The organism is Novosphingobium sp. PhB165, assembly GCF_004341845.1.
GTDB lineage: Bacteria > Pseudomonadota > Alphaproteobacteria > Sphingomonadales > Sphingomonadaceae > Novosphingobium.
On sequence record NZ_SLVB01000005.1, the window covers coordinates 92,875 to 118,397 of the forward strand.

Below are 25,523 nucleotides of genomic sequence, written 5' to 3' on the forward strand. Positions count from 1 at the left end.
CAGCATGACCACGATCTCGAACACTTCGTCCTCAAGCGGCTCGTCCTCGACGACCGATCCGACTGCGGCCTCCACCACGAGCCTGCTGTCGGACTACAACCTGTTCCTCAAGCTGCTGACCACGCAGATGACCAACCAGGATCCGCTCAACCCGACCGACACCTCGGAATATACGCAGCAGCTGGTGCAGTATTCGCAGGTGGAGCAGTCGATCCAGCAGAACTCGAAGCTGAGCGACATCCTCACCCAGCTCAGCTCGCAGGACATGGCGCAGGCTTCCAGCTTCATCGGCAAGGAAGCGCGCTTCGATTCCCCGGTGGCGGGTCTGGGCGACGATCCGGCGCACTGGACGTATTATGTGGATGGCACGCCTACGGCGGTCACCGCGACGATCTCCGATTCCAACGGCAAGGTGGTCCAGACGGTCACGCTCGATCCCACCGCGCAGGGCACTTACGAGTGGGACGGTACCCAGGCTGACGGCACCAAGGCGGCGAACGGCGCCTATACGCTGGCGGTCACCGCAACCGATGCGGCGGGCGACACGCTCGATACGACGATCAACTCGGTGGCGAAGGTCTCCGACGTGGTGACGGATGGTTCGACGATCATGCTGGGCGTCAACGGCATCCGCATGTCGGTCGACGGGCTGGTGGCAATCGCCGCGTCCGGCACCAACATCTGATGCCCGCCGGCGGCGACGGGGCTGGCGGGCCCCGTCGCCGCATTGGCGTTCAAGATGGGTGGAGGCTGTTCGACAGCATATAGGCAGCGCCGTCGCGGCGCACATCTACCAGCCCGGTTTGCGACCCTCGGGCTTCGTATCTATCAAGGCCGGCGTTGCCCAACGCCGGCCTTGATCGTGTCTGTAGCGCCGGGCGTCAGCGCGATGCGGTCATCGCCACAAGGTCTGCGCCATCGTCGGCTCCCTCATTGCCGAGCGCCACGTCAAGGCGTGTGCAGCCTGGCACATGCTCGGGCAGCGCCAACACCATGAGGCAATCGGCGATCGACGGATCATCGGCAGGACCGATCATCTCGGCGACATCATCCTCGCAAATTCCGGGTTGAGCCAGACAGCGCAAGGCGGCTGCCTGCCAGAGCTTGCCAGGAGAATCGACTCTCAGTTTGAGAGAGAACCAGTATTCGATCTGCGACATTGCATAACAGTCGATGTTTTCCACGCGCCCCGAAGGTAAATTTTTCGTCATTATACTCTCAAGAATACATCCCGCTGTGCTTGATGTGTCCGCGCCCCTCGGACCCTGGGAGTGTTTGATCATCACGAATGACCAATGGCTTTCGTATACTACGCAACCAACTAAGGGATTTCCCTTATGGGTTTTATGAGGGGGGGTGGAGGCGTTAAAAATGTATATTTTCTGGATGGTTATCCCCGCATATGGGGGTTTTTCCCTATATCGTTACCGACCCGAAAATTACGCCCCGCAGACCGTTTCGGAGCGTCGCCCCTAACGACCGGGCGTGACCGATATATGACCGCCGGGCGGGAGAGCCCGGCATGGCTTCTTGTCCGGAAGGTATACACGACAAGACGCCCGCCGCGTGTGCGACGGGCGTCTTGTCATTCGCCTCGGGAAGGCCGTCCGGCGCCTGCCCGAAAGGGCGGCGCCGGATCGCGATCAGGCCGCTTGGCGGTTCGCGCGGGCCTGCGCTTCCGACCGGGTGACGATAGGGCGGAAGACAAGGTTCAGCAGCATCTGCTCATCGCTGGCGACGGCAGGCACGACCATGAAGCCCTGCGGCCCGTCGATCCGGTAGAGGCCCGGCGAGAGTTCCTCCATGCCGTCGGTTGCCACGGTCGCGGGGGTAACGTCCTCGTCGGTCAGGGCCTTGACCGGCTGCACGCTGATTTCCTCGAACTGCACGTATTCGAACAGGCGGCCAAGGAACACGCCGATCGAGTACTGACCCATGCCGATGGGAATGATGGCGCGGAAATAGCCGTCGGCGGTGCGGTGGGCGCCCACCGTATGGGCCGCGGAATCGCCGCCGCCATAGACCTGGATGGGCAGTTCCAGCGCCTCGATATCGATATCGCCCTTTGCGAAATCGAGATTGAAGCGGCGGATGCCGAAGATCGACAGGTTCAGCGGCAGGCCGAACTGCTGAAGCTCGCCCGGCAGGTACATGCGCTCGGCATGGCGCGTGTAGAAGAAGCCGCGCCGGCGGATGCTCTGCTGGGCGCCCTCAAGGTCTGACATCTGGATCAGGTCGTCGACGCCGAAGTTGGCGTCGTGGCTGAACGTCTTCAGCAGTTCGACTTCCTGATCGATCGGCATCGTCACCAGCCGGCCGATCACGCCCATGGCAGCCATGCGGCGGCTTTCGGCGTTGTCCGAGCGGGGCGGTTTGACGAAGGCCGAGCCGATGCCGCGCAGAAACACGAGGCAGGCCTCCTGCGCCAGTTCGCGGCATTCGCTCTGCGCCTGATCGACGTTCACGGCATCGCGGATCGCGGTGCCGTCGACCTGGTAGTCGACGGCGGAGCCGATCGACATCGTGCAGAACTGCTCGACCACGGCGATGGAACTGAACAGGGTCGACAGCACGTTGTAATCGTAGTGGCGCGTGTCGAAGTAGCCCTTCTTGTCGAGACCGGAGGGCGTGTTTTCGCGCAGCAGGAGATAGCGGCCAACGACCTCCAGCCCCATGCTTTTGCGCAGGCGCGGTTCGGCGGCATTCTGGACCGATCCGTTATAGCCAAGGTCGATCATCATGATCGCGTCGTCCTGCTCGACGCCGAGATTGCGCAAGTGCTGGAACATGCGCTCGCCCAATGCGGCGGAGCGCTTCAGGATCCTGGCGATATTGACGGGCTGGAGCACGCGCGCGCCGAAACCTTCAAGGGGCTTGCCTTGCAGCAGCTTCTCGATCTCGCGATCGTCGAAGAGCAGTTGGCGTAGGCAGAGCTTTGCCTTGGTGAGCGTCTTTTCGACATTGGGTGACAGCCACGGGGCCATGAATTCGCGGATCGCCGCCTCGTCGACGAAGCTGGCGGCGACGGCGATCACGCGGCTGATCGCCGGTTCGGCCACGCGGTCGGCCCAGTCGGGATAGAGCGCGCTGAAGGCGCGGGCGGGCAAGTGTCCGTCGCGCTGGAGGAACAGCAGCTTCACGCGCCGGCCGGTGGCGCGCTCCATCGCCTCGGCCTCGTCGCGGACCCACGAAGCGAAGCCGTGCATCAGCGGGCCGAGCACGTCATGGCCGAAAGCGGTCGTCGGATCGCCATCGGTGCGCATCGCGATCTGCGCGCGGTGCGGCTGGTAGACCGGGACGGTTACGCGCGTGGCCGGATCGATCATGCTGGCGGCGGCGGCTTCCATGCGCAGGCGCTGCTGGGCCTGCGTATCGAACTGCGTCAGATGCATGCTCGGGATGCCGAGCAGGCGCGGCGCTTCGAGGTCGGCGATCAGGTTGTCGCCGATGTGGAGCATCTGCTGCGGCCGGATGCCGAGCGCCTTGAGCACCGGCTTGAACAGGCCGCCCGCCTTGCCGACGCCATATTCGCACGAGCAGAAGATGCGATCGATCATGGCCGCAAGATCGGCACCGCCGACTTCGGCGATCAGATTGCGCAGGCGCGGTTCGGACAGATAGGTGTCAGACACGATCACGACCTTGAGGCCGCGCCGCTTGGCATCGAGGATCAGGTCGCGCGTCGGCCCGAAAGCGAAGCAGTGGCGCGCCTCGGCGTCCAGTTCGGCTTGCACCATCGCCGCGCGTTCTTCCTTGCTGTGGCGGGGCAGCAGTTCGGCGTGGATCTCGTCTAGCGTGACTTCGTACCGGCCCTGCGTATGCGGCGCGTTCATGCGGGCGCGCGATTCGGCCTGCTGACGCGGCACCAGCGCGCCGCCGGTGACCGGCAGATCGGCGAACAGATCGTACGGCGCCTGGGTGTTGCGCCAGATCAGCGTGTCGAAACAGTCGAGCGAGAGATGGGTGATCGGCAGGTCCGCCGGCAGCGCGTCCAGAAAATTGGGCAGGGCCGCAGCGCGGATGGAGTTTGTGGACATGGCATCCCTCGGGAAATGGACGGAAGGCGGATCGGGGCCGGTGCGCGGCCATGCCTAAATATAGAGGGAAACGAAGGCATCCGGGGCGCGGGAAGGGATAGGGGAAGGAATTGCCGGGTGCCCTTGTCGAAACGGGCGGGAGTTATCCTATAAATACCATGATCGCGAGGCGATCCCGGATGCGTTCCGAGGCCGTCCCGCCGCCCCCCACGCCGCCCCACCCAGCGCTTTCGCAAGGTGGCGGAGCAGCCCACGTCATTGGAGTGAGAAAGCCGCCATGAGCATCCACAACGCCGCTGCAATCGTTGCGCGGCTCGGACCCTGCCGCATCGCGCTCGATCTTTCGGCCCATGGCCGGCTGGCGCAGGAACTGGCGCTGCTGGGCTGCGAACTCCACACCGCGCCGGATGAGCGCACCGTGGTCGGCTTCGTCGAGTGGCCGCGCATCGGTGCGGCGGGGACGCTGGTCGAAGCCGTCGCGCCCTATCGCGGCGTGGACACGCTGGTCCTCCAATCAGCGGGCAAGAGCCGCGACGAAGTGGAGCGTGCGCTCTTCGCCGAGGGCTGGAGCCGCCATCCCGGCGGCATGAACCACGCCGAATATGCCGCGTGGAACGGCCATGCGCTGCCGCCGCTCAGCTATTATTGCCGCGCGCGCGCAGGTTCGGGAGAGGGCCTGCTCGGCCTTGGCGGCGTGGAGGGGGACGCGGTGATCGCCCGCTATGCGCAGGCGGCCAATCACGTCCGGCTGGGCGACACGGTGCTGGTCGACGGTGCCTATGCGGCCGATGGCGCGCGTATTCTGGAGGCGCTGTCGCAGGCCGCGACGGTCCGGAAGGTCGCGGATGCGCACAGTGGGAGCGAGGGCGAAGAGAAGGGCGCCGCCCGCGTCGATCCCACGCTGCGCACTGTCGCGGACCGGTCGCTCGACCTGGTGGTGGCGATGCAGCCCGCGATGCCGCGCGGCTGGGAAGCGCGGCTCGACGACTATATGCGCGTGCTCAAGTCCGACGGCCGACTGGTCCTGGTGATCCGAAGCGCGCAGCAGCCCGGCGAAGCGCTGCCGGCGGATTGGCCTACCCTGAACGCCGCGCTCTCCAGCCGTTTTCTGGTCGAGAGCCGCTACGAATTGACCCCGCTCACGCAGGATCCGCTGGGCGCGCGGATGATTGCGCCGGTGCCGCTGGATCAGGCATCGAACGGCCCATGGTTCTGCGTGGTCGTCTCTGCCAATCCGCTGGCGGGTGCCGATCAGGCCGCCGCGTTCCGCCATCCCGCCTTCGAGGGCGTGGAGATGAAAACGGCGACGCTCGCGGACTTCGGCAATGCCTATGACAATCCCTGGCTCTATCGCTCGATGGTGCAGATGGGCGAGCGGCTCGGTAACGAGGAAACGCTGACCCGGCTGGCCGAATATGTGATCGCCAATGCACGTCCCGGCTCGGCGGATCAGGGCGCGGCGCTGACCGTCTATGGCTACCGGGTGCTGGAAACGCGCGCGGGCAGCGCGGTTGGGGCGCTGATCGAGGCCATTCGGGGCTATGTGGCGGCCGTCGGAGCCGATGCACCGCCGCATGTCGGCCGCTGGGCGATCTCGCTCTCGTTCCTTGCCGGGCGGCTCTGCGAACTTGTCGGAGATCGCGATGAGGCGCTGAACAGGTACCGGACCGCGGCCGAGGCGAACTGGCAGGCGTTCTCCCCGATTCTCGCCACCAAGGCAGTGGGCGCCGCTTTCTACGAGGCGCGGATCCATATCGCCAACGGCCACCGCGACGAGGCACGGCGCGCGCTCCAGCAAGGGGTCGACACCGCGCTGCACGCTGCCGCCAGCTCTCACCGCGAGCACATGGGCGATCCTGCGCGGCCGCTTCATTTCTACCTCACCGAACTGGCCGAGGTGATCGACATGGGATCGCAATGCGCCAATGCTCTAAGCAAATTCCATCTGCTCGATAGCGATCCGGGGCTGTTCTGGCGTCAGGTCGATGTGCGCCGTTTCGGTCTGGCGACCTGGAACGGCGATGTGGAGCGGGAAAACCGGCAGCTTCGCTCGGCGCTCTTGCAGAAGTGCGCGTGACGGGGCAGGGCGGAGAAACATATGCTGAACAATACTATCGCCCACTTCCGGGTCATGAACGAGCCGGGTTCCGTCGGCGATGTGGAAACCCTCTGGTTCCGCAACGTGCTGGCGGCCGAACGCGATGCGCTCGGTCACTATCTGACGGCCGATCATAGCGCCATTCCTGCCATAGTCGCATTGATCGCGGCGCAGGAGCGGCCGATCGTGTGCCTGGGCATCGGCAAGTCCGGTCTGGTGGCGGCGAAAGTGGCGGCGACGTTCTCCAGCCTGGGCACCTCCGCCTTCTTCCTCAATGCGGCCGAGGCGGCCCATGGTGATCTGGGCGCGGTGCAGACCGAGAATGTCGTGCTGCTGTTCTCCAACAGCGGCTCGACCGAAGAGATCATGCGCATCCTGCCGATTCTCAAGGCACGCGGATGCCGGTTGATTGGCATTATCGGCCGCGCGGAATCGCCGCTGGCGCACGTGGTCGAGCATCTGATCCCGATGGATGTGCAGGGCGAGGCCGATCATATCGGCATGGCGCCCACGTCCAGCACCACGTTGCAGATGGCGATCGGCGACGCGCTCGCCGTCGCGGTCAGCCGCGCGCGCGGCTTCACGCGCGAGGATTTCCTGCGCCATCACCCGGCCGGCCTGCTCGGCCGCCACATGATCCCGATCCGTCACGTGATGCGCAAGGGTGCGGACCTGCCCACCGTCAGCCCGGACGCGAGCGTGGCGGACATGATAACGGTGATCTCCGCCGGATGCATGGGCGCGGTCTGCGTCGTCGATCCGGCGGGCAAGCTGCTCGGCATCGTCGTGGACGGCGATGTACGCCGCGTGATCGAATCGCGCCGCGACATCTACGCCACGCGCACTGGCGAGATCATGCAGACCGAACCGGTGGTGGCCGAAGCGGGCGCGGTGATCGCCGATGTGCTGCTGCTGCTTCAGGAAGCGGGGCGGCCGCTGTCGGTGGTGCCCGTCGTGGACCACGAAGGGCGGCTCGCCGGCATGGTCCAGAGCTACGACCTGCTGCGCCCCTGACAGGTCATTCGGCCGGGCTGTTGTCCAGCAGGCCCAGCAGGAAATCGGCCCGCTCTTCGACCGGGGCCTTGGGCAGAATGACGACTTCGTATCCGAGGCGGGGGTAGGCCTGCAGTAGCCGGTTGTACTCGGCTACTGCGGCGTCGATGCCGTGCCGACGCTCGCCATCCTGCCGGTAGATTTCCGGCCAGGGGGGGCGTGAGGAAGACCTGCCGGTGATAACGATGCTCGCCGAGCTGATCGACCTGCGGCGCGCCTCGGGCATGTTCGAGCGCAACGGCGGCGTCGATCAGTCCGCGATCGAAGAAAACCCGGCCCGGATAATGTGCCGCGTCCCGGCGATCCTGCAATGCGAGGGCAATCGCGCGTTCGGCAAAGGCGGCCGGGTCCACCCATGGCAGCATCGATCCATCGCCTTCGCGCGCCTCGGCGACGATGCGGCGGCCCGGTTCTTCGACAATCGCATGCCCGCGCCGCGCCAGTTCGGAGAGCAGCGTTGACTTGCCGCCTCCGGAACAGCCGGAAATCACGATGAATCTGTTCATGGGAGATACCTCCGGGCCGGAAGCGGCGGAACCGGTATCGAGGAGCTATGGTGGGAGTGGCGTCCACAGTATCGCGTAAAATGCTTGAAAACAGGCTTTTACGCGATGCTCTCAGTCCATGCCGAGAGAAAGAGATGGAGGCCCGAGCCGGAATCGAACCGGCGTGCAAGGATTTGCAGTCCTCTGCGTCACCACTCCGCCATCGGGCCATCCGTGTGGAGAGAGGCGCCCCTAACAACGGATTCGGTCGGACGCAACCGGGATTCACACCTCCGGCGAATTTCATCGACAGGTTCGCGTGGGCGTGGGAACCTAGCCAACGCTGGGTGCTTTCGCGACAGGGGTGTCTCCCGCTGGGATTTCCTGTCTTCATACCCCGTCTTACCAAGGAGCCTGGCCATGATTCTCGGAGCGGTTCTAGCCGGAGGGCAGTCGTCCCGGTTCGGCAGCGACAAGGCGCTGGCCATGCTGGACGGGCACAGTCTGCTGGCGCTGGCGGTCGATACGCTTTCGGGCTGGTGCGAATATGTCGTGGTGACAGGGCGGGAGACGGCTCCGGCGCCGACGCTGCCCGACTGGCCTGCCGCGGGCATGGGGCCGCTGGGCGGGCTGGCCGCCGCGATGCGCCATGCGCAGGATGAGGGCTATACGGAAGTGCTGACGTGCGGGGTGGATTCGGGGCCCTTGCCCGACGATCTGCCGGAACGGCTTGGCCGCGCTCCGGCCTATCTGGCCGCGCAGCCGGTGATTGGGATCTGGCCGGTTTCAGCCACGGCGACGCTGGAGGCCCTGCTGCACAGCGACGAGCCGCATGCGATGCGGCGTTTTGCCGAACGTATCGGCGCGCGGGCCATCGAACTGCCGATGGCCATCGCCAATATCAACACGCCGGAGGATCTTGCCGCGCTGAAGCGCTCTAATTGAAGGGACTCGAATGAGCGCCCTTCAATGGGAGAGCGTTTCGGCGCTTGCGTGGAGAGGACGGTCGATGGCCGGAACGTCGACCGAAGGCGTCAGCAGGCGGTAGCCGCCATTGGCCGATGTCTCGATCACGCCCGCAAGCCCGACGAACGCCAGCTTGCGCCGCAGGCGTGACATGTGGACGGCCACGCTGTTGGTCTCGGGAACGAAGCCCATGCGCCAGACGTCGTAGATCAATGTCTCTTTGCTAACGGTGTCATTGAGCGAATCAGCAAGGCGCCAGATCAGGGCGAACTCACGCGGGTTGAGGTTCAGCGGCTCGCCGTCTCCAAATGCCTCTCGCGCGAGCAGGTCGAGCGTGAGGCGGCCGATGCGGCGCCGACGCGGCAGGCACTGCGCGAATTGGGAGAGGCGGCTGGCACGGGCGTCCAGCTCGTTCAGTTCGATCGCCTCCGACAGCACATCGCCGAAGCCGACATGAAGCAGCGAGGCGCGTTCGCAGGCCTCGCTCACGCCCGTTACCAGCACCGTGCGCCGCTGGTCCTGTGGCAATGCGTTGAGCAAGGTCAGCCATTGCCCGGAATCGAGATGGAGTGCGTCGATCATGCCGATGCAATCGGCCGACGGCAGATGTTCCGGCTCAAGGATCCAGCCGCACCGGCGCAGATCCAGCTCAGCCGGTATTGTTTGCTGTGCCAGCCAACGAAAACGTGGCGCATGGCAGTCGCTCTTGCCCAGATAGGTCATTCCCCCCCCTATTCCGCAAGGTCGATGGTGGTTCCGAAGCCCGCACCCTGAGCGGATGAAGGCCTCGGAACAATACCTATAATTTTACAGTACGAGTATATTGTAGGCTGAAATTCCCCGGTTTTACGTGCTTCAGCCTTTAGGTCGTTATAATTTTGTCCGGCATCACCCCGCCGGTGTGTTGACGCCCATCGACGCAAGGTATCGTTTGATGTTGCGCGCCGCCTGACGCAGCCGCTGCTCGTTTTCAACCATGGCGATGCGCACGAAACCTTCGCCGTCCTCACCATAGCCGACGCCCGGTGCGACCGCGACTTCGGCATGGGTGAGCAATTGTTTCGAGAATTCGAGACTGCCCATGTCCTTCAGTGCCGGCGGCAGCGGGGCCCATGCGAACATCGAGGCCTTGGGGCTGGGAATGTCCCAACCGGCGCGGCCGAACGCTTCGACCATCACGTCGCGGCGCTTCTGGTAGAGGTTGCGATTCTTCTCGACGATGTCCTGCGGGCCGTTCAGCGCGGCGCAGGCAGCGGCCTGGATCGGCGTGAAGGCACCGTAGTCGAGATAGGACTTCACGCGCTTCAGTGCAGCGATCAGCTTCGGGTTGCCCACCGCGAAGCCGACGCGCCAGCCGGCCATGGAGAACGTCTTCGACATCGAGGTGAATTCCACCGCCACGTCCTTGGCGCCCGGCACTTCGAGGATCGAGCGCGTCGGGTTGCCGTCGAAATAGAGTTCCGAATAGGCAAGGTCGGACAGGATCCAGACCTTGTTCTCCTTCGCCCAGGCGACGAGACGCTCATAGAACGCCAGGTCCACCGTCTCGGCCGTGGGGTTCGAGGGGTAGTTCACGATCAGGATCGACGGGCGCGGCACCGTGAAGGCCATCGCGCGGTTGAGCGATTCCCAATAGCGCTCGTCCGGCGTGGTAGGAACCGAGCGGATCGTCGCGCCGGCAATGATGAAGCCGAACGTGTGGATCGGGTAGCTGGGGTTGGGGGCCAGCACCACGTCGCCCGGCGCGGTGATCGCGGTGGCGAGGCTGGCGAGGCCTTCCTTCGACCCCATCGTCATCACCACTTCGGTCTCGGGGTCGAGATCGACGTTGAAGCGGCGGCCATAGTAGTTCGCCTGGGCCTTGCGGATGCCGGGGATGCCGGACGAGGCCGAATAGCCGTGCGCGTCTTCCTTGCGGGCCACTTCGCACAGCTTGTCGATCACGTGGGCGGGCGGCGGCAGGTCCGGGTTGCCCATGCCGAGGTCGATGATGTCCTTACCCGCCTGGCGGGCCGCATGACGCATCGCGTTGACTTCGGCGATAACGTAGGGCGGCAGTCGCTTGATGCGGTAGAACTCGTCTTCCATGACCTCTGAGAATCCATGATGCTTGCGGCGGAAAGTGCCGCGCCGGTCCCTGTAGGGGAATAAAGGCGCAGCGCAAATGGGGCTTGCGCAATCGTGTGTTGGGAAATCGCGGTAACGCGCAAGTTTTGTCTGGTTGGCGAGCGGCGGCCCAATCGATAGGAATGGCGGGCGAGGGATTCGCTCTGGATCCCGCCCCGCACTGGAGTTCGACCGCACATGGCGACCGACGCCAACGATCTTGCCCCCGATCTGGCCGCAAACCTCATGGCCAATCTCCTGCGCGACCATGCCAGCCAGGTTACCGGCCTGTTCGGCGGGCTCGTGCCCAAGGAAGGCACGCCCGAAGCCGAAAATGCAGTGCACTGGGCGGAGATCGCCAGCCGCATGCATTCGATCTGGACGGACTTTCAGGTCGATCAGCTCGGCAAGGCGAAGGAGGGCAAGGCGCACTGGTCCGATCCTGCCAAGTGGGTTGCCACGGCGGAATCGGTGGTACGTCAGTTGCCGCTGTCCGATCCGGCGATCCAGCAGCGTCTCTGGAACGATGCGGCGGAACTTATCAATGCAGTGCTGGGCCAATACGGCCTTGGCCCGCAGGCCGAAGCACAGGAGGCGCGCGGCGCCGACGGTCCGGACCTGCCGCGATCGGACCGCCGCTTTGCCGATCCGGAATGGCGCCGCCAGCCGTTTTTTGCGGTGATTCACCAGCTCTACCTGATGCTGACCGAGCAGTTCGTCGGCATGGCGGAGAAGGCCGAAGGTCTGGAGCCCGCGCGGAAGATGCAACTGGTGTTCGCCGCACAGACGATTGCCGATGCGCTGAGCCCGGCGAACTTCCCGCTGACCAATCCGGTCGCGCTGGAGGCCGCCCGCAATTCGCAGGGCGAGAGCCTGATCCGCGGTTTCGAGAACATGCTCGATGACATGCGCAAGGGCCAGCTTACCCATACGCGCCCCGGCGCCTTCGTGCTGGGCGAGAATATTGCGGTGACCCCGGGCAAGGTCGTGTTCGAGACCCCGCTCTACCAGCTCATCCAATACACGCCGACCACCGACAAGGTGCTCAAGACTCCGCTGCTGATCTTCCCGCCATGGATCAACCGGTTCTACATCCTCGACCTCAACGCCAAGAAAAGCTTCGTGCGCTGGGCGGTGGAGCAGGGCGTGACCGTGTTCATGGTCTCCTGGAAGTCTGCCGATGCGTCGATGGCGGATCTGGTGTGGGACGATTACATCGCTGCGCAGATCGAGGCGATCGACCATGTGCGCGCGCGGCTGGGCGTGCCAGCTGTCCACACCATCGGCTACTGCGTGGCGGGGACCACGCTGGCGGCGACGCTGGCCGTGCTGGCGCGCAAGGGCGAGGCTGACAAAGTCGCCAGCGCCACGTTCTTCACCGCCCAAGTCGATTTCGAGGACGCGGGCGATCTTCGCAACTTCATCGACGACCAGCAGATCGAGACGATCGGCAAGCTCTCGCCCGAAGGCTATCTCGACGGGCGCTATCTTGCCGCCACGTTCAACATCCTGCGCGGCAACGACCTGATCTGGAGCACGGTCGAGAAGAACTACCTGATGGGCGAGCAGTATCCCGCCTTCGACTTGCTCCACTGGAATGCCGACGTGACCAATCTGCCGGCAGGCTGGCACCGCAGCTATTTGCGCGATCTCTATCGCGACAACCGGATGGTGGTGGCGGATTCGCTGCAGGCTTGCGGCGTGCCGATCGACCTCCACCGCATCGCGACGCCCACGTACATTCAGGCGGGCCGCGAGGATCACATTGCGCCGCCGGAGAGCGTCTGGAAGCTGACGCACTACCTTTCCGGTCCCTCGACCTTCGTGCTGGCCGGTTCCGGCCACATCGCCGGCGTCGTCAATCCGCCCTCGGCCAACAAGTACCAGTACTGGACCAACGATTCCGGGGCGGACACGCTTGAGGCCTTCGTCGATGGTGCCGAGGTCCATCCGGGAAGCTGGTGGCCGCACTGGGCCGAGTGGCTGCGCGCGCTCGACCCGGCGGAAGTGCCCGCACGCGGAAAGCGCCGGCCGGGAGGGCGCGGCGATCAGGCGATAGAGGACGCACCAGGCCGCTACGTCACGATGCGCTGAGAGGCTGCCCGGAAAATGCCCGTCCGGGCATTTCGGCGCGGCACCGGCCGGATTTACAGACAGACACCGAACGCTTTCCAACGTTTCGCCTTGCATCTCAAACGGTATGCCGACTTGGTTTGCCGTGTATCGGCTCCTGATCGGGCCGTGTCGGCCGGTCCATTGGGGTTCTGGAGCGGCGCGGCAGGTGCCGATGAAGCATCGGCGCGCTTTGCTCCATTTCGGGTGCAATCGCGTTTTGCATGAGCGTTTCAGTGGCTTAGAACCGACGCCAACGGACTGCGGCCGGCCAGGATTTGGGCCGCAGGCAGGCGCGCGAACTCCCTTCAAATCGGGCATCCATTGCACTGCAGCATTGATGTTGCAGTGCAGCATAAGGCGATTGACACCGCCTTCGCGAACGCATATTGTGCAACGCAACAAACGAATTAACGAATCGCAGGGACTTCCAAGTTTGCAGTCACGCCGGGCTGGCAGGGCATGCGGATCGGTATAACGGTCACGTGGCGCCCATGGCTCGGACATCGTCTATCAGTACGATTTCTCGCCAGGAACGCAGGAACAGTCAGATGGCCGGCAACGAAGACAAGGACGACGCGTTGGCTGAAAAGGCCTATGCGGCTGCGGCTGAAAAGGCCCCGACCGCTCTAAAGGCCGAGGCCGATAAGGGTGCGGTTGCGAAAGACCTCTCGGCCAAGAATGTAACGAAAATCGGCAGTGGCAAGGCCGCGCCTGCGAAGGCCGCTTCCGAAGCCAAGCCGGTGACTGCCCCGATGCCCGAAGCGAAAGCGGCATCTGCGCCTGTCACTTCGCCGCTGGCGCCCGCCGAAGCCAAAACGGCTCCGGTGGAGAGCGCCAAGCCGGCACCGGTTTCGCCTGCGGTTCCCGAACCCGTCGTGGCAGCGCCAATCAAGGCTGTACCGACCCCGGTGGCTCCCGTCGCGGCCAAGGCTCCTCCCGTGAAGTCACCTGCCGTCAAGGCGCCGGCGAAGCCGAAAGTCGCGGCTAAGCCCAAGGGCTCCGTAAAGCCCAAGGCCGCGCCGAAAACCCCGGCCAAGGCTGCAGCAGCCAAGCTTGCCTCGGCCAAGCCCGCAGCCGTCGCTGCGAAAACGGCGGCTCCGCAGCTGACGGCCAGCAAGGTCAAGATCATTACCAAACCGGCAGTCGCTGCGCGCGCGCCTGTCGTTCCCAAGCCGGCCCCGGTGGCCGGCAAGCCGGACGGCCTCAAAGCCACGCCCGGCAGCGCGACCAAGACAGGCCCCGGAACAACAGGGGCCGCCAAGACTAGCTTCGCAGGACTGATCTCCAACTTCATGCTCGAGGATACCACGATGGACATGAGCGCTAATATCAATGCTTTCCAGGATGCCGTTACCGAGGCCCAGGGCAAGGCCAAGGCTGCTTTCGAAAAGAGCTCCAGCCTGATGGGCGAGCTGGGTGACTTCACCAAGGGCAACCTCGAGGCCGTGGTGGAATCGGGCAAGATCCTCGCCGAGGGCCTTCAGGGCATCAGCTCGGAACTGGTTGCCGAAGGCCGCACCTCGTTCGCGACCTTCTCGGGCGACATCAAGGAACTCGCCGCCGTCAAGTCGCCGACCGACTTCTTCAAGCTTCAGGGCGACATCCTGCGCAAGAACTTCGACACCGCCGTCGCTTACGGCTCGAAGAACAGCGAAACGATGCTCAAGCTGGTGAGCGATGCGATCGCCCCGATCTCGGGCCGCGTCAGCGTGGCCATGGAAAAGGCCCGCCACGTATCGGTCTGATCTTCGGCCGGCCTGATTTCGGGTTCACCCTGAATCAGGCGGGCTGGACCGTCCCCGGGCAGTCCTGTCGACGTCGATCCAGCGACCGGATGGAGCGATCCATCCGGTCGTAGTTCGCCCAAAGGCGACAATGTTCGATGCAGACCTTGTTTCCCGGGGGGGCGATACGATATTCTGTTCCCATGAATTCCCCCACGTCCGATTCCTGCCCGAGCCTTCCTGCGTCCCTGTGCGCCGTTTTGGCGCATGCTGACGTCCCAGGCACGCTTGCGGCCACTGCCGGCCTCACGGTCGGCGGCCCCGATTCGGAAGGGGGCGATACCGATGGCAGCGAGCAGGTCGGCATTGCCACCAAGACCCGCGCCAAGCCCAAGAAGCCCAGCCAGTTCAAGGTGCTGATGCTCAATGACGACTACACCCCGATGGAATTCGTGGTGATGGTCCTCAAGCGCTTCTTCCATATGGATCTTGAGCAGGCGACGCGGGTCATGCTCCACGTCCACCAGAAGGGCGTGGGGGTCTGCGGTATCTTCCCTTACGAGATCGCCGAAACCAAGGTGAACCAGGTCATGGACTTCGCCCGGCAGAATCAGCACCCGCTTCAGTGCACGCTCGAAAAGGCCTGATCGGGCTTTTTTGAGAGGTGACGCAGTTGCGGCACCTCCCTTGAGATGACCTGGATCAGGTGTCGGTTTCGGACACCGACTCGGGCGCATCGATATCCTCTGGAGAGGCATCGACCGCACCGGCATCCGCGGGGCAATCCTCGATGCAGATCCCGGCGAAATGGCTGGCCAGCGCGCGGAACAGTGCCGCGATGATGGCAGCACAGCGCGACCGTCCCGTGCTCTGCGAGTCTGTCGCTCCTTCTACCCTCACCATTCGGGCAAGTTCCACCGTCGGCGCCAGTGTCTCGACGGAAAGCTGCGCGTCATGCGGTGTCAGTAGCCTCGCCGCCGCCTCTTCCTCACCCTTGCGCACGTGGGCGGCGGCCTCGTTGGCAAGGAGGTTCCAGCGATCCTCGTCAAGCGTCCTGCCGGCCCGCCCGAAGATCACCAGCGCTTCGAGCACCACGATCCCGGCCTGGGATTTCTCGGCCATTTCGGCGCGGAGGGCAAAGCGTTCAAGGTCTCGCACGAAATCGGCGCCGCTCGATCCCAGGACCTCGCGCTCGGCAAGGAAGAGCGCTTCGGTATTGAAAAATTCTGTCTGAGGCAGTTCTGGCGGCATCGGGGGGAGAGCCTGTTTTCAGGAAATTGCAGTGGGCCGCCCGCCGTTTGCAGGAGGCCAATTCGCCGCCGCTCTTCGGAGCTTGGGGCGCACGCGCAATCGTGAAACGGCACCGTTTAACAGTTAAATCATTGGATAACAGATAGTTAATCGATGATGGGTGGCTTTGGGGTCGCTACCGCTCAGCCGGCTTCATTCTGCCGCAGATCCGTGGCCTTCCGCCGCTTTGAGACCCCGCAGAGGCGTGTTGTGCACGCAGCGGTGGACAATTCGCTTTGCCCACCTGCGGCAAGCGTTTAAGGGCCTCAAGTGCACGGTTTTGTGACGACATTCCGGTGAACCTACCAGCGTGAAATTCCTCAACGCCATCGACCGATATATCTTCCGCTTGGTGTTGATGCCCATGATCGGCATCTTCCTTCTCGCGGCGTCTCTGCTTGTCATGGACAAGATGCTGAGATTGTTCGACTTTGTCGCGACAGAGGGCGGCCCGATCGGGGTCGTCTTCAAGATGCTGATCAACCTGCTTCCCGAATATGCAAGCCTGGCGATTCCGCTCGGGCTGATGCTCGGCATCCTGCTGGCGTTCCGCAAGCTGGCGACATCCAGCGAACTGGACGTCATGCGCGCCGTCGGGCTGAGCTACACGCGTCTGCTGCGGGTGCCCTACATCCTTGCGATCCTGCTGGCCGGGGCGAACTTCGCGATTGTCGGCTATCTCCAGCCGCTCGCGCGCTACGCCTACGAAGAGCTGAACTACGAGCTGAAGTCGGGCGCGCTCGGTGCCTCGATCAAGGTGGGCGAGTTCACGTCGCTCAAGGACCGCATCGCCCTTCGCATCGACGAGAGCCAGGATGACGGCCGCCGCCTGATCGGCATCTTTGCGCGCGTTGCCGACAGGAACGGGCAAGTCATGTCGATCTCCGCGCGCGAGGGCCAGTTCCTTGCGCTGAAGGGCCAGCCGGACACCATCATCCTGCGGCTCAACAATGGCCAGATCATTCAGGACATGCCGGGCAGGGACCCCCGCGTGCTGAGCTTTACGCGGCATGACCTGCCGATCGAGCTTCCGCAGGTGGAGCGTTTCCGTCAGCGCGGCGGGCAGGACCGCGAGTACCTGCTGCCCGAACTGATGCGACTCGGCTGGAACAAGAGCCTTCCGCGCGAGGAACGGATTTCCAGTCAGGCCAATTTCAATTTCCGCATGGTGGAAGTCATCATGATGCTGCTGCTGCCCTTGCTGGCAGTGGCTCTGGCGATCCCGCCCAAGCGCTCGACTTCGGCGCTCGGCCTGTTCGTTTCGATCGTGATGGTGGTCGCCTATCACAAGGTGAACCAGTACGCGGCCGACGTGGCCTCGTTGGGCCGGATCAATCCGATCCTTGGCCTTTGGGGGCCGTTCGCGCTGTTCGGTGCGCTGATCGTGTGGATGTACTGGCGCGTTGCCTATGTACCCGGCGGACAGGCGATCGGCTGGCTTGAAAAGGGCTCCGACGTCGTCATCAAATGGTTCAAGTCGCTGCTCAAACGGCGGCGGCATGGGCCGATCCTGCCTGAACCCGCCCCCGAAAGCGGGGCCTGATCCCGGATGCAGATGGAATTCTTCCCTTCGCGCTCGCTGACCTGGTATCTCGCGCGCCTGTTCGTCACCCGCATCTTCGCGGTCTTGCTTATGCTGGTGCTGGTGCTCCAGGTACTCGACCTGCTGGGTGAGAGCGGCGATATCCTTGCCTATCACGGTAATGGCCAGGCGCAGCTTCTCTACTACGTCACCTTGCGCGTGCCGCAGCTGATCGCGCGGTTCCTGCCCTATTCGGTGCTACTGGCGACGATCATCACCTTGGCCACGCTGAACCAGAACAGCGAAGTCATCTCGATGAAGGCGGCGGGCCTTTCCGCGCATCAGGTGCTGGCGCCGCTGTTCCTGTCCGCGCTGGTGATCTCGGCCGGAAGCCTTGCCTTCAACGAGCGCGTCGTCACGCGCGCGACGGCGATGCTCAATGCCTGGCAGGCCGTGAAGTACGGGCCGATCCCCAAGAGTTCCAACGCCAAGGCCAACCTCTACATGTCCGATGGGCGCGATCTGCTGATCGCGGGGAACATCGACGGGGATGGCAACGCGATGGTGCTGCACGATGTGACTTTCTACCATCGTGACGACACCGCCATCATCACTGAAAAGCTTCGCGCCGATCGCGCGACGTTCGCCAATCCGGGCTGGCGTTTCGAAAATCCGGTCCGCTTTGACGTGGCCACGATCACGACGTCGCGATCCGCCGCGGTGACCGTGGCGCCGGGGATTACGCCTGCCAAGATCATGCTCGCGAACGTGGACGCGGATTCGCAAAACATCTTCCAGCTGACGCGCTCCATCGAGGCGCTGAAGGCGGCCGGTCGCCGCACCAGCGAGCTTGAGGCGGCGTGGTGGCACAAGCTGTCGGGGCCGTTCTCCTCGGTACTGATGCCGCTGCTGGGCGCGGTGACCGCGTTCGGTCTTGCCCGGTCTGGCCAGCTGCTGATTCGCGCCGTGATCGGCATGGCGCTGGGCTTTGCCTACTTCGTGCTCGACAACGCAGCACTGGCGATGGGTAACTTCGGTGGGTATCCGCCGCTGATCGCGGCATGGGCGCCGTTCGTGCTGTTTGCGCTGATTGGCGAGACGGTGCTGATCCGGACCGAAGAGTAGAAGGTTAAAGCAGGGGAGCATGGCCCCCCTGCACCCCCATTACCGTCTTCGTCGCGCGTGCCTAAGGCGACGTGCGCCCTTTGCGGCCGCAGGCCATTAATGTCTCCCGGCTCGAAGTGGGCGCAGAACGGATAGAGCACGCCGCAACGCAGACATTCTGCGGGTCTGGGGGATCTCCTGAGCTTGTCGAAGGGCCCCAGAATCTCCTCTTCCTTCCCCAAACAAAAAAGGCCCCGCAATCCGCGAGGCCTTTTTCATATCCAACACCGTCAATCAGCGCGCCTGCATCGTGCTCTTCGCGAGGCGTTCCAGCAGCGGCATCAGGCCGGGGTAGTTTGCCTTCGAATAGGTCGATCCCGAGCCGAACTGCGCGGCAAGGCGGCGGTGTGCCTCGGCCAGCGAGTGGTAGGGCATCGAGGGCAGCAGGTGGTGCAGCGCATGGTAACGCAGGCCCACCGGCGCCCACAGCTCGGAGAACTTCGCGGGCGGCGGTACGTTGACCGAATCGAGGTATTGCGCGGTCACCGTCATGGCATCGCCGTCGTTCTCCCACAGGTGTGCGACGAGCGTGCGGACCTGATTGAGGAAGGCGGTCAGCGAGACTACGCAGAGCGCGATGATCAGCGGGCGCCAGCCATAGGCGTAGCTGGCGGCCAGCACGGCGATTGCCCAGACCGAACAGCCCAGTTCCTGCCAGAACACCATGCGCGCGAACGGGCCCTCGGCCGGGCGGCGGCCGAACTGCGGGTTGATCGCGAGGGCAGAGGCCCGTTCCCAGACCAGCTTGCGTACTGGCGGAACGATCGCGCCCAGCGGCACCAGCACGGCCGAGCGGATCAGCAGCGCCACCGGCAGCAGGATCGCGGTGAGCGCGAAGACCGGCAGGCTCCACGGCTTCATCAGCGCCAGCGGCAGGTATTCAGGGTCTTCCACGGTGCCATAGCGGGTGCGGGTGTGATGGATCGTGTGCACGCCCTCATACATCAGCGAGGGGATCAGCATCGGAATGCCCACCAGCAGATTCCACGCGAAGCGGAAGCCGGGCAGCGCATCGCGGTGGATATGCGTCAGCTCGTGAATGAACAGCAGCGCGCGGTAGAGCGCGAGGGCCGAGAGCACGCCGCAGGCCAGCGCGACCCAGGGATTGCTCGCCAGGATCGTGGCGGCCAGCGCGGCATAGCCCACTGCGGCCGAGCCCAGCATGTCGGGCCAGTAGATCCCCGGGCGCGCGGTGGCGATATCGCGGGTCAATTCCACGGCGGCGCGCAGCATCTCCTTGTCGTCGGGGATCTGCGAAGAGCGCACGTGTCCGGCCGCTTCGCGCGGGGCGCTGGGGGACAGGTCGATGGCTTCCTGGGCGGTCATACGATCAAAATTCCAAAGTCATCTGGCAAAAAGCCGGCCCGGTACGGGTTTTGCGAGCGGCGGGCCCCGGATTTCACCTTGCATCTGCTTGACAAGGTGCAGGCACCGGCCGCAGGTCGCGATCCTGAAAGTCCCATAACGCGGAACAAAGGCAGGATCGTGGCCAAAGCCGAACTAGTCATCACACCCGTTTCCAGCAAGGCCGACAGGAACGCCTTTGTCGATTACGCTTATCGGCACAATGCGTCAGATCAAAACTGGGTGCCCAACTTGCGCTCGGAGGAAGTCTCCAAGTTCACCCCCGGCAAGAACCCGTTCTGGGATCATGCGCGGGGCCAGCTGTTCCTGGCAAAGCGCGGGAATGAGGTTGTCGGGCGCATATCGGCGCATATCGATGAACTGGCGGTGAAACAGCCGCTGGAGCAGGGCATGGGCCCGGGCACCGGCAACTGGGGCGCGATCGAGGCCGAGGACGAAGACGTCGCCAAGGCCCTGATCGCCACCGCCGAGGACTGGCTGCGGGCGGAGGGCATGACCCGCGTGCTGGCGCCGATGAACCTCTCGGTCTGGGAAGAGCCCGGCCTTCAGGTGCGCGGGTTCGACCATGCGCCGATGGTGATGATGGCGCACCATGATTCGGCCTACCAGCCGTGGATCGAAGGCAGCGGTTATACGCCCGCCAAGACGCTCTATACTTACGATCTGGACGTGACCCAGCAGTTCCCGCCGCTGGTCCAGCGCATCGTCTCCTCGGGCGAGAAGAACGCCAAGATCCGCATCCGCGAAGTCGATCCTAAGCGTTTCAACGAGGAAGCGGCGCTGATCTGCGACATCCTCAACGATGCCTGGTCGGACAACTGGGGCTTCGTTCCCTTCACCGAGAAGGAAATCGAGTACACCGGCAAGGCGCTGAAGCCGCTGGTCCACCCTGAGCTGATCCGCATTGCGGAATACGAGGGCGAGCCCGTGGCCTTCATGATGACCTGGCCCGATCTCAACCAGGCGCAGAAGCGGTTTAACGGTCCCAAGGGCAAGCCGGGCCTGTTCGGCCTGATCAAGCTGCTGCTGTGGCTGCGCAAGCCCAATCCGGCCGACATGCGCGTGCCGCTGATGGGCGTGCGCAAGAAGCTGCAATCTTCGCGTCTGGCCAGCCAGCTGGCTTTCATGATGATCGAGTACATCCGCCGTTCGGCCACCGCCAAGTTCGGTGCGAAGCGCGGTGAGATCGGCTGGATCCTTGAAGACAACCAGGGGATGGTGGCGATTGCCGATGCCATCAACAGCAAGGTCAACCGCGAATACGTGATCTACGAAAAGGCGCTTTGAGGACGGCTTTCCGTCTTTCTCCTGATTTTAGTTCATGGCGCCCCCGCGAAAGCGGGGGCTTTTTTTGGTTCGCGCGGAGGCGCGAAGGCGCGAAGGTGTTGCGCTTCGGGCGACCTTGCCGTGTCGTTCTGGCGCGGTGGCAGCCGCGTTGATCCGAGGGGCCGTACCGGCCCGTTTCTCCGTGCCTCCGCGCCTCCGCGTGAACTAAATTTCACTCCAGCACCCTCGCGAGCCCGCTTCGCAAAGAGCATTTCTTAATTGCTCGCCTCCTAGGCTTTCGCACAGGAAGAATGAGGGGCGCGCGATGAAGTATCGATCCTGGCTGATCGTACCCGGCAACAACGAAAAGCGGCTCGGCATGACGCAAGGCGTCGGGGCCGACGTGGTGGTGGTCGATCTCGGCGATACCGTCCCGCGCGAGGCGCGGGAGACCGGGCGCCGCCATGCTGCCCAGTGGCTGGCCGCGAGCCGCCCGTCCGGCACCGGCCACCGGCCGACGGCACGCTGGGTGCGGATCAACAGCTTCGAATCGGGCCTATGGCGCGAAGACCTTGCCGCGATCATGGGCTCGGGCCCCGAAGGGGTGATCCTGCCGCGGGCGAGCGGTCCGGACGCCGTGCGCGAACTCGCCAGCGAGATCTACGGGCACGAGGAGCGCAATGGCCTTGCACCCGGCTCGACGCGGATCATGCCCGTCGCCGGCGAAACGCCGACGGCGGCGCTGCATATCTCCGACTATCTGGAATCGACGCACCAGCGGCTTGACGGCCTTGCCTGGAGTGCGGGCGGGCTCGGCGCCGCCTTGTGCGTGCGGCAGCGGCGCGACGGGCAGGGGGGCTGGAGCGACGCCTGCCGTTTCGTGCGGGCGCAAGTCCTGCTCACGGCCCATGCCTCGGCCATCCGCGCGATCGAGGCGCCGTTCGAGCATTTCGAGGATGAGGTGGGGCTGGAGCGAGCGGCCCTGCGCGCCCGAGCGGACGGCTTTACCGGCATGTTCGCCGTCCATCCGGCGCAAGTCGCGGTGATCAACCGGGCTTTCGCGCCGCCGGCCGAGGAATTCGACGAAGCGCGCGAGATCGTCGCAGCCTTTGCCGCTAGCCCGCATCTCGGTTCGCTGGCGGTCTGCGGCCGCATGGTGGACCGGGCGGATCTTGCGCTGGCCCAGCTCACCCTGACGCAGGCGGACAGGCCTGTCGGCATCGCTGCCGGTTCAGGCGAGGACTTGCGGCGCGGGGCTATTCTCCGGCCGGCTTGACCTGCGCGGCTTCGACATCCGCTGCGGCAGCGGCCGCCGCGTCGGCATCGCTGTCGGCGGGCGCTTCGCTGGCGTCGGCAGGTGCCGCCCGCCGTGCCGAGGGCGCGCTCTCCTCGGGCGCCATATGCGGGTTCTGCGAGCGCACGGTGTCGTAGGGCGGCATGTCGTCGGTCACCGAGCGGGACAGCAGCGCGGCGCCGCTTGCGGCCTTGTTGCTCGCCTCTTCCTGCTTGTGGCAGCCCGTCAGGGCCAGCGCGGCCAGCGCGGGGAGCACGATGGCGGCAGGGCGATACGGCAGGCTCATGCAGGCTTCTCCGGAGGGCAGGGGCGGTCTAGCGCGGCCAGGAAGGAATCGGCGTGGGCCAGCAGCGCCGCGTCCCAGCGCGCGAAATCGATGTCGTGACCAAGCCGCGCCAGACTGGTGACGCCGAATTCCTCGATCCCGCAAGGGACGATGCCGGTGAAGTGCGCCAGATCCGGGCGGATGTTCACCGCGAAGCCGTGCATCGTCACCCACTTGCGGATGCGCACGCCGATGGCGCCGATCTTGGCCTCGCGCCCGTCGATATCCTGGGTCCAGATGCCGATGCGGCCTTCGCTGCGGAAGCTTTCGACGCCGAAATCGCGCAGCGTGTCGATTACCCAGCCCTCAAGGCCATGGACGAAGCCGCGCGCGTCGCGGGCGCGTTTGCGCAAGTCGAGCAGAACATAGGCGATGCGCTGGCCCGGGCCGTGGTATGTATAGCGTCCGCCGCGTCCGGCCTCGACCACTTCGAAGCGCGGATCGAGCAGTTCGGCCACGGCCGCGCTGGTGCCGGCGGTGTAGACGGGAGGATGTTCGAGCAGCCAGATCAGCTCGCGCGCTTCGCCTGCGGCAATCGCGGCGTTGCGGGCGGTCATTTCCTCAAGGGCGGCGCGGTATGGCACTTGTTCGGTGCTGACGCGCAGTTCGATATCACCGGCCAAAGTCGTAGGGAAAGTCATGCTGCGTTGCGTGGCGTCATTCCCTGCGGTTATCAAGCCACTTTGAGATGACCGCCTCATCATGGCGGTGCAGGAGCAGCAATGACGTTCGACAGCAACCGGGCCTGGAACGAGGCAAGCCGCGCGGTTTCCGCCAACAAGGAAGTGGTCCTTGCCATCGCGGGGGTCTTCTTCCTGCTGCCGCAGCTGGCCTTCACGACCTTCTTCCCGGCGCCCGAAATGGCCAGCGGAATGACCGAGCAACAGGTGATCGACGCGGCGAAGACGTATTACACGTCGATTCTTCCGGTGATGATTCCCGTGTTCCTCTGTCAGGCGCTGGGCACGCTCTCGCTGCTCTGCCTGCTCGATACCGACCGCCGCCCGACCGTGGGTGAGGCGATCGGCAGTGGGCTGAAGGGGCTGTTGCCCTATCTTGCCGCGCAGATCCTGATGGGCATGGGGCTTACCGCGGTCCTGCTCGCGCCGGCCATGCTGCTGGCGGTGGGCGGCACGGCGGGTGCGGTGATCGGGCTGGCGCTGGGGTTTGTCCTCGTCATTCCCGTTGCCGTGCGGCTGTCGCTGACGTCGCCGGTGATCGCGGTCGACGGGGTGTTCAACCCGTTGCATGCACTGACGCGGTCGTGGCAACTGACGCGCGGCAATACGGCGCGGATTTTCGGGTTCTACGCCTTGCTGTCGCTGGCGATGATGGCCCTGCTCATCCTGGGCAATGTCGCGACGCTGCCAATTGCGCTGCTGGCGCCCAAGGCGATTGCCGAGCTGGCGGGCGCGGTGATCGGATCGATCCTGGCGACTGTCATGGTGCTCTATTTCGTGGCGGTGATCGGGCAGATCCACCGCCAGCTTTCCGGCGGATCGGCAGAGACGCTCACCAGCCCGTTCGAATAAGCGGCCCTACTCATAACCCACAAACAAAAAGGCCGGCGCGTGGAGCGCCGGCCTTTTTGTTTTGTTTGTCTTGCCGGAGCGGGACGTCTCAGTCCTCGTCCTTCCAGCCCCACCACATGAAGCAGGGCGGGACGTTGATCGGCTCGATGGCGTCATCGATGCGCTTGAAGTGGCGCGCCATGAAGCTCTTGGCCTTGGGCGTGAACTGGTAGACCAGGAACGCGCCGCCCTTGCGGATCACGCGGTAGGTGGCAGCAGCAATGGCCGGGCCGACACCGTCAGGCAGGGTCGAGAAGGGCAGGCCGGACAGCACGTAGTCCGCCTTTTCATGGCCGTGCGCACGCACGATATCCTCGACGTCCGCGGCCGATCCCAGCACCGCGATGAAGCGGCTGTCGGTGATCGTGCGGCGCAGATAGTCGATGAACAGCGGGTTCGTGTCGATCACGATGAGCTGCGCGTCGCGGCCGAGTCGGTCCAGCACCGGGCGGCAGAACGTGCCGACGCCGGGGCCGTACTCGACGAACAGCTTGGTGTTCGCCCAGTCGACGGGCGCCAACATGCGATTGATGGTGAAGCGCGATGAGGGGACGATCGAACCGACCATCACCGGGTTGCGCAGGAACCCTTCAATGAACACACCCCAAGGTCCGAGGCTGTGCTTGATCTTTCGCTTGATTCGCTCGGGGAGCGCCTCTCGGGCAAGCTCGGTACTGGTCATGCTGGCGAAGACTCTCGCGTTGTTGTCGTCCTGCGAAGGGCGAAGGCGTGGCAGATCGGGGTGCACATTGCAAGCAAGCCGCTAGGCAATGTTGCAGAGCAATTACAAAATCTCGTGGACCTTTTCCATAGGGCGGCACAGGCGCACGCCCTTGTCGGTCTCAACCAGCGGGCGTTCGATCAGGATCGGCTCGGCGGCCATGGCCGCGAGCACCGTCGCATCGTCCGCCTCGGGCAGGCCGCGTTCGGCGGCGTCGGTACCCTTCACGCGCAGCCCCTGCTGCGGCGTGATGCCCGCGTCCTTGTAGAGCTGCGCAAGCTTTTCGGCGCTCGGCGGGGTCTTGAGATATTCGATCACGGTGACCTCGACGCCGGGCGCTTCCTCCAGCACGGCAAGCGTCTTGCGCGATGTGCCGCACTTGGGGTTGTGCCAGATGGTGGCCTTCATGGGCTTTTCCTCT

Annotated in this window: 23 protein-coding genes, 1 tRNA gene and 1 pseudogene; 12 read left to right on the forward strand and 13 right to left on the reverse strand. The window is 64.5% G+C overall.

Going from position 1 to position 25,523, the window contains the following annotated elements; genetic code table 11:
* Positions 1 to 4: 4 nt before the first annotated feature.
* Entirely contained in the window at positions 5 to 685 is a 681-nt protein-coding gene (locus tag EDF56_RS14895; RefSeq protein WP_132388780.1) for a flagellar hook capping FlgD N-terminal domain-containing protein, read from the forward strand.
* Positions 686 to 881: 196 nt separating this feature from the next.
* On the opposite strand, the gene EDF56_RS14900 is transcribed toward EDF56_RS14895, so the two are convergent.
* Both EDF56_RS14900 and EDF56_RS14905 read right to left on the reverse strand, forming a co-directional pair.
* Positions 882 to 1,184 (reverse strand): hypothetical protein, encoded by a 303-nt coding sequence (locus tag EDF56_RS14900; protein WP_165912201.1) that lies wholly within the window; start codon positions 1,182 to 1,184, stop codon positions 882 to 884.
* 459 nt (positions 1,185 to 1,643) lie between these two features.
* A complete protein-coding gene (locus EDF56_RS14905) occupies positions 1,644 to 4,037 on the reverse strand; it encodes an HAD family hydrolase (RefSeq protein ID WP_132388784.1) in 2,394 nt (797 codons plus the stop codon).
* Between the two features lie 277 nt (positions 4,038 to 4,314).
* On the opposite strand from EDF56_RS14905, the gene EDF56_RS14910 reads away from it, so the two are divergent.
* Positions 4,315 to 6,114: a hypothetical protein gene (locus tag EDF56_RS14910; protein WP_132388786.1), complete on the forward strand. Its 1,800-nt coding sequence runs from the start codon at positions 4,315 to 4,317 to the stop codon at positions 6,112 to 6,114.
* A gap of 21 nt (positions 6,115 to 6,135) precedes the next feature.
* A complete protein-coding gene (locus tag EDF56_RS14915) occupies positions 6,136 to 7,149 on the forward strand; it encodes a KpsF/GutQ family sugar-phosphate isomerase (RefSeq protein WP_243652614.1) in 1,014 nt (337 codons plus the stop codon).
* A 4-nt stretch (positions 7,150 to 7,153) separates the two neighbouring features.
* Here the strand turns inward: EDF56_RS14915 and EDF56_RS26405 are convergent, their stop codons facing one another.
* The 3 genes and pseudogenes from EDF56_RS26405 to EDF56_RS14925 form a co-directional block, all read right to left on the reverse strand.
* The gene (locus EDF56_RS26405; protein ID WP_243652615.1) at positions 7,154 to 7,414 is read right to left on the reverse strand and encodes an AAA family ATPase; all 261 of its coding nucleotides are present in this window, start codon (positions 7,412 to 7,414) and stop codon (positions 7,154 to 7,156) included.
* Positions 7,350 to 7,694, reverse strand: a pseudogene (locus EDF56_RS26410) (AAA family ATPase); the annotation flags it as partial. The gene EDF56_RS26405 and the pseudogene EDF56_RS26410, both read right to left, overlap by 65 nt.
* Before the next feature lie 135 nt (positions 7,695 to 7,829).
* Positions 7,830 to 7,903 (reverse strand) — tRNA-Cys (locus EDF56_RS14925).
* A gap of 190 nt (positions 7,904 to 8,093) precedes the next feature.
* On the opposite strand from EDF56_RS14925, the gene EDF56_RS14930 reads away from it, so the two are divergent.
* Positions 8,094 to 8,618 (forward strand): molybdenum cofactor guanylyltransferase, encoded by a 525-nt coding sequence (locus EDF56_RS14930; RefSeq protein ID WP_132388788.1) that lies wholly within the window; start codon positions 8,094 to 8,096, stop codon positions 8,616 to 8,618.
* Between the two features lie 21 nt (positions 8,619 to 8,639).
* Here the strand turns inward: EDF56_RS14930 and EDF56_RS14935 are convergent, their stop codons facing one another.
* Together EDF56_RS14935 and EDF56_RS14940 are read right to left on the reverse strand one after the other, a co-directional pair.
* Positions 8,640 to 9,221: a winged helix-turn-helix domain-containing protein gene (locus EDF56_RS14935; RefSeq protein WP_243652616.1), complete on the reverse strand. Its 582-nt coding sequence runs from the start codon at positions 9,219 to 9,221 to the stop codon at positions 8,640 to 8,642.
* 306 nt (positions 9,222 to 9,527) lie between these two features.
* Positions 9,528 to 10,727, reverse strand: coding sequence for an LL-diaminopimelate aminotransferase (locus tag EDF56_RS14940; protein WP_132388792.1), 1,200 nt, complete (start codon positions 10,725 to 10,727; stop codon positions 9,528 to 9,530).
* Positions 10,728 to 10,943: 216 nt separating this feature from the next.
* Between EDF56_RS14940 and EDF56_RS14945 the strand changes: the two genes are divergently transcribed.
* From EDF56_RS14945 to clpS, 3 genes are all read left to right on the forward strand, one after another.
* Entirely contained in the window at positions 10,944 to 12,839 is a 1,896-nt protein-coding gene (locus tag EDF56_RS14945) for an alpha/beta fold hydrolase (RefSeq protein WP_132388794.1), read from the forward strand.
* Between the two features lie 569 nt (positions 12,840 to 13,408).
* A complete protein-coding gene (locus EDF56_RS14950) occupies positions 13,409 to 14,605 on the forward strand; it encodes a phasin family protein (protein WP_132388796.1) in 1,197 nt (398 codons plus the stop codon).
* A gap of 344 nt (positions 14,606 to 14,949) precedes the next feature.
* Positions 14,950 to 15,231, forward strand: a complete 282-nt coding sequence (gene clpS, locus EDF56_RS14955) for an ATP-dependent Clp protease adapter ClpS (protein ID WP_132389544.1) — start codon at positions 14,950 to 14,952, stop codon at positions 15,229 to 15,231.
* Positions 15,232 to 15,286: 55 nt separating this feature from the next.
* On the opposite strand, the gene EDF56_RS14960 is transcribed toward clpS, so the two are convergent.
* Positions 15,287 to 15,835, reverse strand: coding sequence for a hypothetical protein (locus EDF56_RS14960; RefSeq protein ID WP_132388798.1), 549 nt, complete (start codon positions 15,833 to 15,835; stop codon positions 15,287 to 15,289).
* A 349-nt stretch (positions 15,836 to 16,184) separates the two neighbouring features.
* On the opposite strand from EDF56_RS14960, the gene lptF reads away from it, so the two are divergent.
* Together lptF and lptG are read left to right on the forward strand one after the other, a co-directional pair.
* The gene (lptF, locus tag EDF56_RS14965) at positions 16,185 to 17,417 is read left to right on the forward strand and encodes an LPS export ABC transporter permease LptF (RefSeq protein ID WP_132388800.1); all 1,233 of its coding nucleotides are present in this window, start codon (positions 16,185 to 16,187) and stop codon (positions 17,415 to 17,417) included.
* Positions 17,418 to 17,423: 6 nt separating this feature from the next.
* Entirely contained in the window at positions 17,424 to 18,521 is a 1,098-nt protein-coding gene (gene lptG / locus EDF56_RS14970; RefSeq protein WP_132388802.1) for an LPS export ABC transporter permease LptG, read from the forward strand.
* A 273-nt stretch (positions 18,522 to 18,794) separates the two neighbouring features.
* On the opposite strand, the gene EDF56_RS14975 is transcribed toward lptG, so the two are convergent.
* Positions 18,795 to 19,886 carry a fatty acid desaturase gene (locus tag EDF56_RS14975; RefSeq protein ID WP_132388804.1) on the reverse strand — a complete coding sequence of 364 codons (1,092 nt, stop codon included), beginning with the start codon at positions 19,884 to 19,886 and terminating at the stop codon, positions 18,795 to 18,797.
* A 159-nt stretch (positions 19,887 to 20,045) separates the two neighbouring features.
* Between EDF56_RS14975 and EDF56_RS14980 the strand changes: the two genes are divergently transcribed.
* Together EDF56_RS14980 and EDF56_RS14985 are read left to right on the forward strand one after the other, a co-directional pair.
* Positions 20,046 to 21,212 (forward strand): GNAT family N-acetyltransferase, encoded by a 1,167-nt coding sequence (locus EDF56_RS14980; protein ID WP_132388806.1) that lies wholly within the window; start codon positions 20,046 to 20,048, stop codon positions 21,210 to 21,212.
* A gap of 304 nt (positions 21,213 to 21,516) precedes the next feature.
* Positions 21,517 to 22,467: a CoA ester lyase gene (locus tag EDF56_RS14985; protein WP_132388808.1), complete on the forward strand. Its 951-nt coding sequence runs from the start codon at positions 21,517 to 21,519 to the stop codon at positions 22,465 to 22,467.
* On the opposite strand, the gene EDF56_RS14990 is transcribed toward EDF56_RS14985, so the two are convergent.
* Both EDF56_RS14990 and lipB read right to left on the reverse strand, forming a co-directional pair.
* Positions 22,448 to 22,771, reverse strand: a complete 324-nt coding sequence (locus EDF56_RS14990) for a hypothetical protein (protein ID WP_132388810.1) — start codon at positions 22,769 to 22,771, stop codon at positions 22,448 to 22,450. The genes EDF56_RS14985 and EDF56_RS14990 overlap by 20 nt on opposite strands.
* Positions 22,768 to 23,451, reverse strand: a complete 684-nt coding sequence (gene lipB, locus EDF56_RS14995; RefSeq protein ID WP_132388812.1) for a lipoyl(octanoyl) transferase LipB — start codon at positions 23,449 to 23,451, stop codon at positions 22,768 to 22,770. Before lipB ends, EDF56_RS14990 begins: the two co-directional genes overlap by 4 nt.
* Positions 23,452 to 23,532: 81 nt before the next feature.
* Here lipB and EDF56_RS15000 point away from each other — a divergent pair, with 81 nt between their 5' ends.
* On the forward strand, positions 23,533 to 24,342 hold the full coding sequence (locus EDF56_RS15000; RefSeq protein WP_132388814.1) for a hypothetical protein: 810 nt from the start codon (positions 23,533 to 23,535) through the stop codon (positions 24,340 to 24,342).
* 88 nt (positions 24,343 to 24,430) lie between these two features.
* Here EDF56_RS15000 and EDF56_RS15005 read toward each other — a convergent pair whose 3' ends face one another.
* Both EDF56_RS15005 and arsC read right to left on the reverse strand, forming a co-directional pair.
* The gene (locus EDF56_RS15005) at positions 24,431 to 25,063 is read right to left on the reverse strand and encodes a methyltransferase domain-containing protein (RefSeq protein ID WP_132388816.1); all 633 of its coding nucleotides are present in this window, start codon (positions 25,061 to 25,063) and stop codon (positions 24,431 to 24,433) included.
* 102 nt (positions 25,064 to 25,165) lie between these two features.
* Positions 25,166 to 25,510, reverse strand: coding sequence for an arsenate reductase (glutaredoxin) (gene arsC, locus EDF56_RS15010; RefSeq protein ID WP_132388818.1), 345 nt, complete (start codon positions 25,508 to 25,510; stop codon positions 25,166 to 25,168).
* Positions 25,511 to 25,523: the final 13 nt, after the last annotated feature.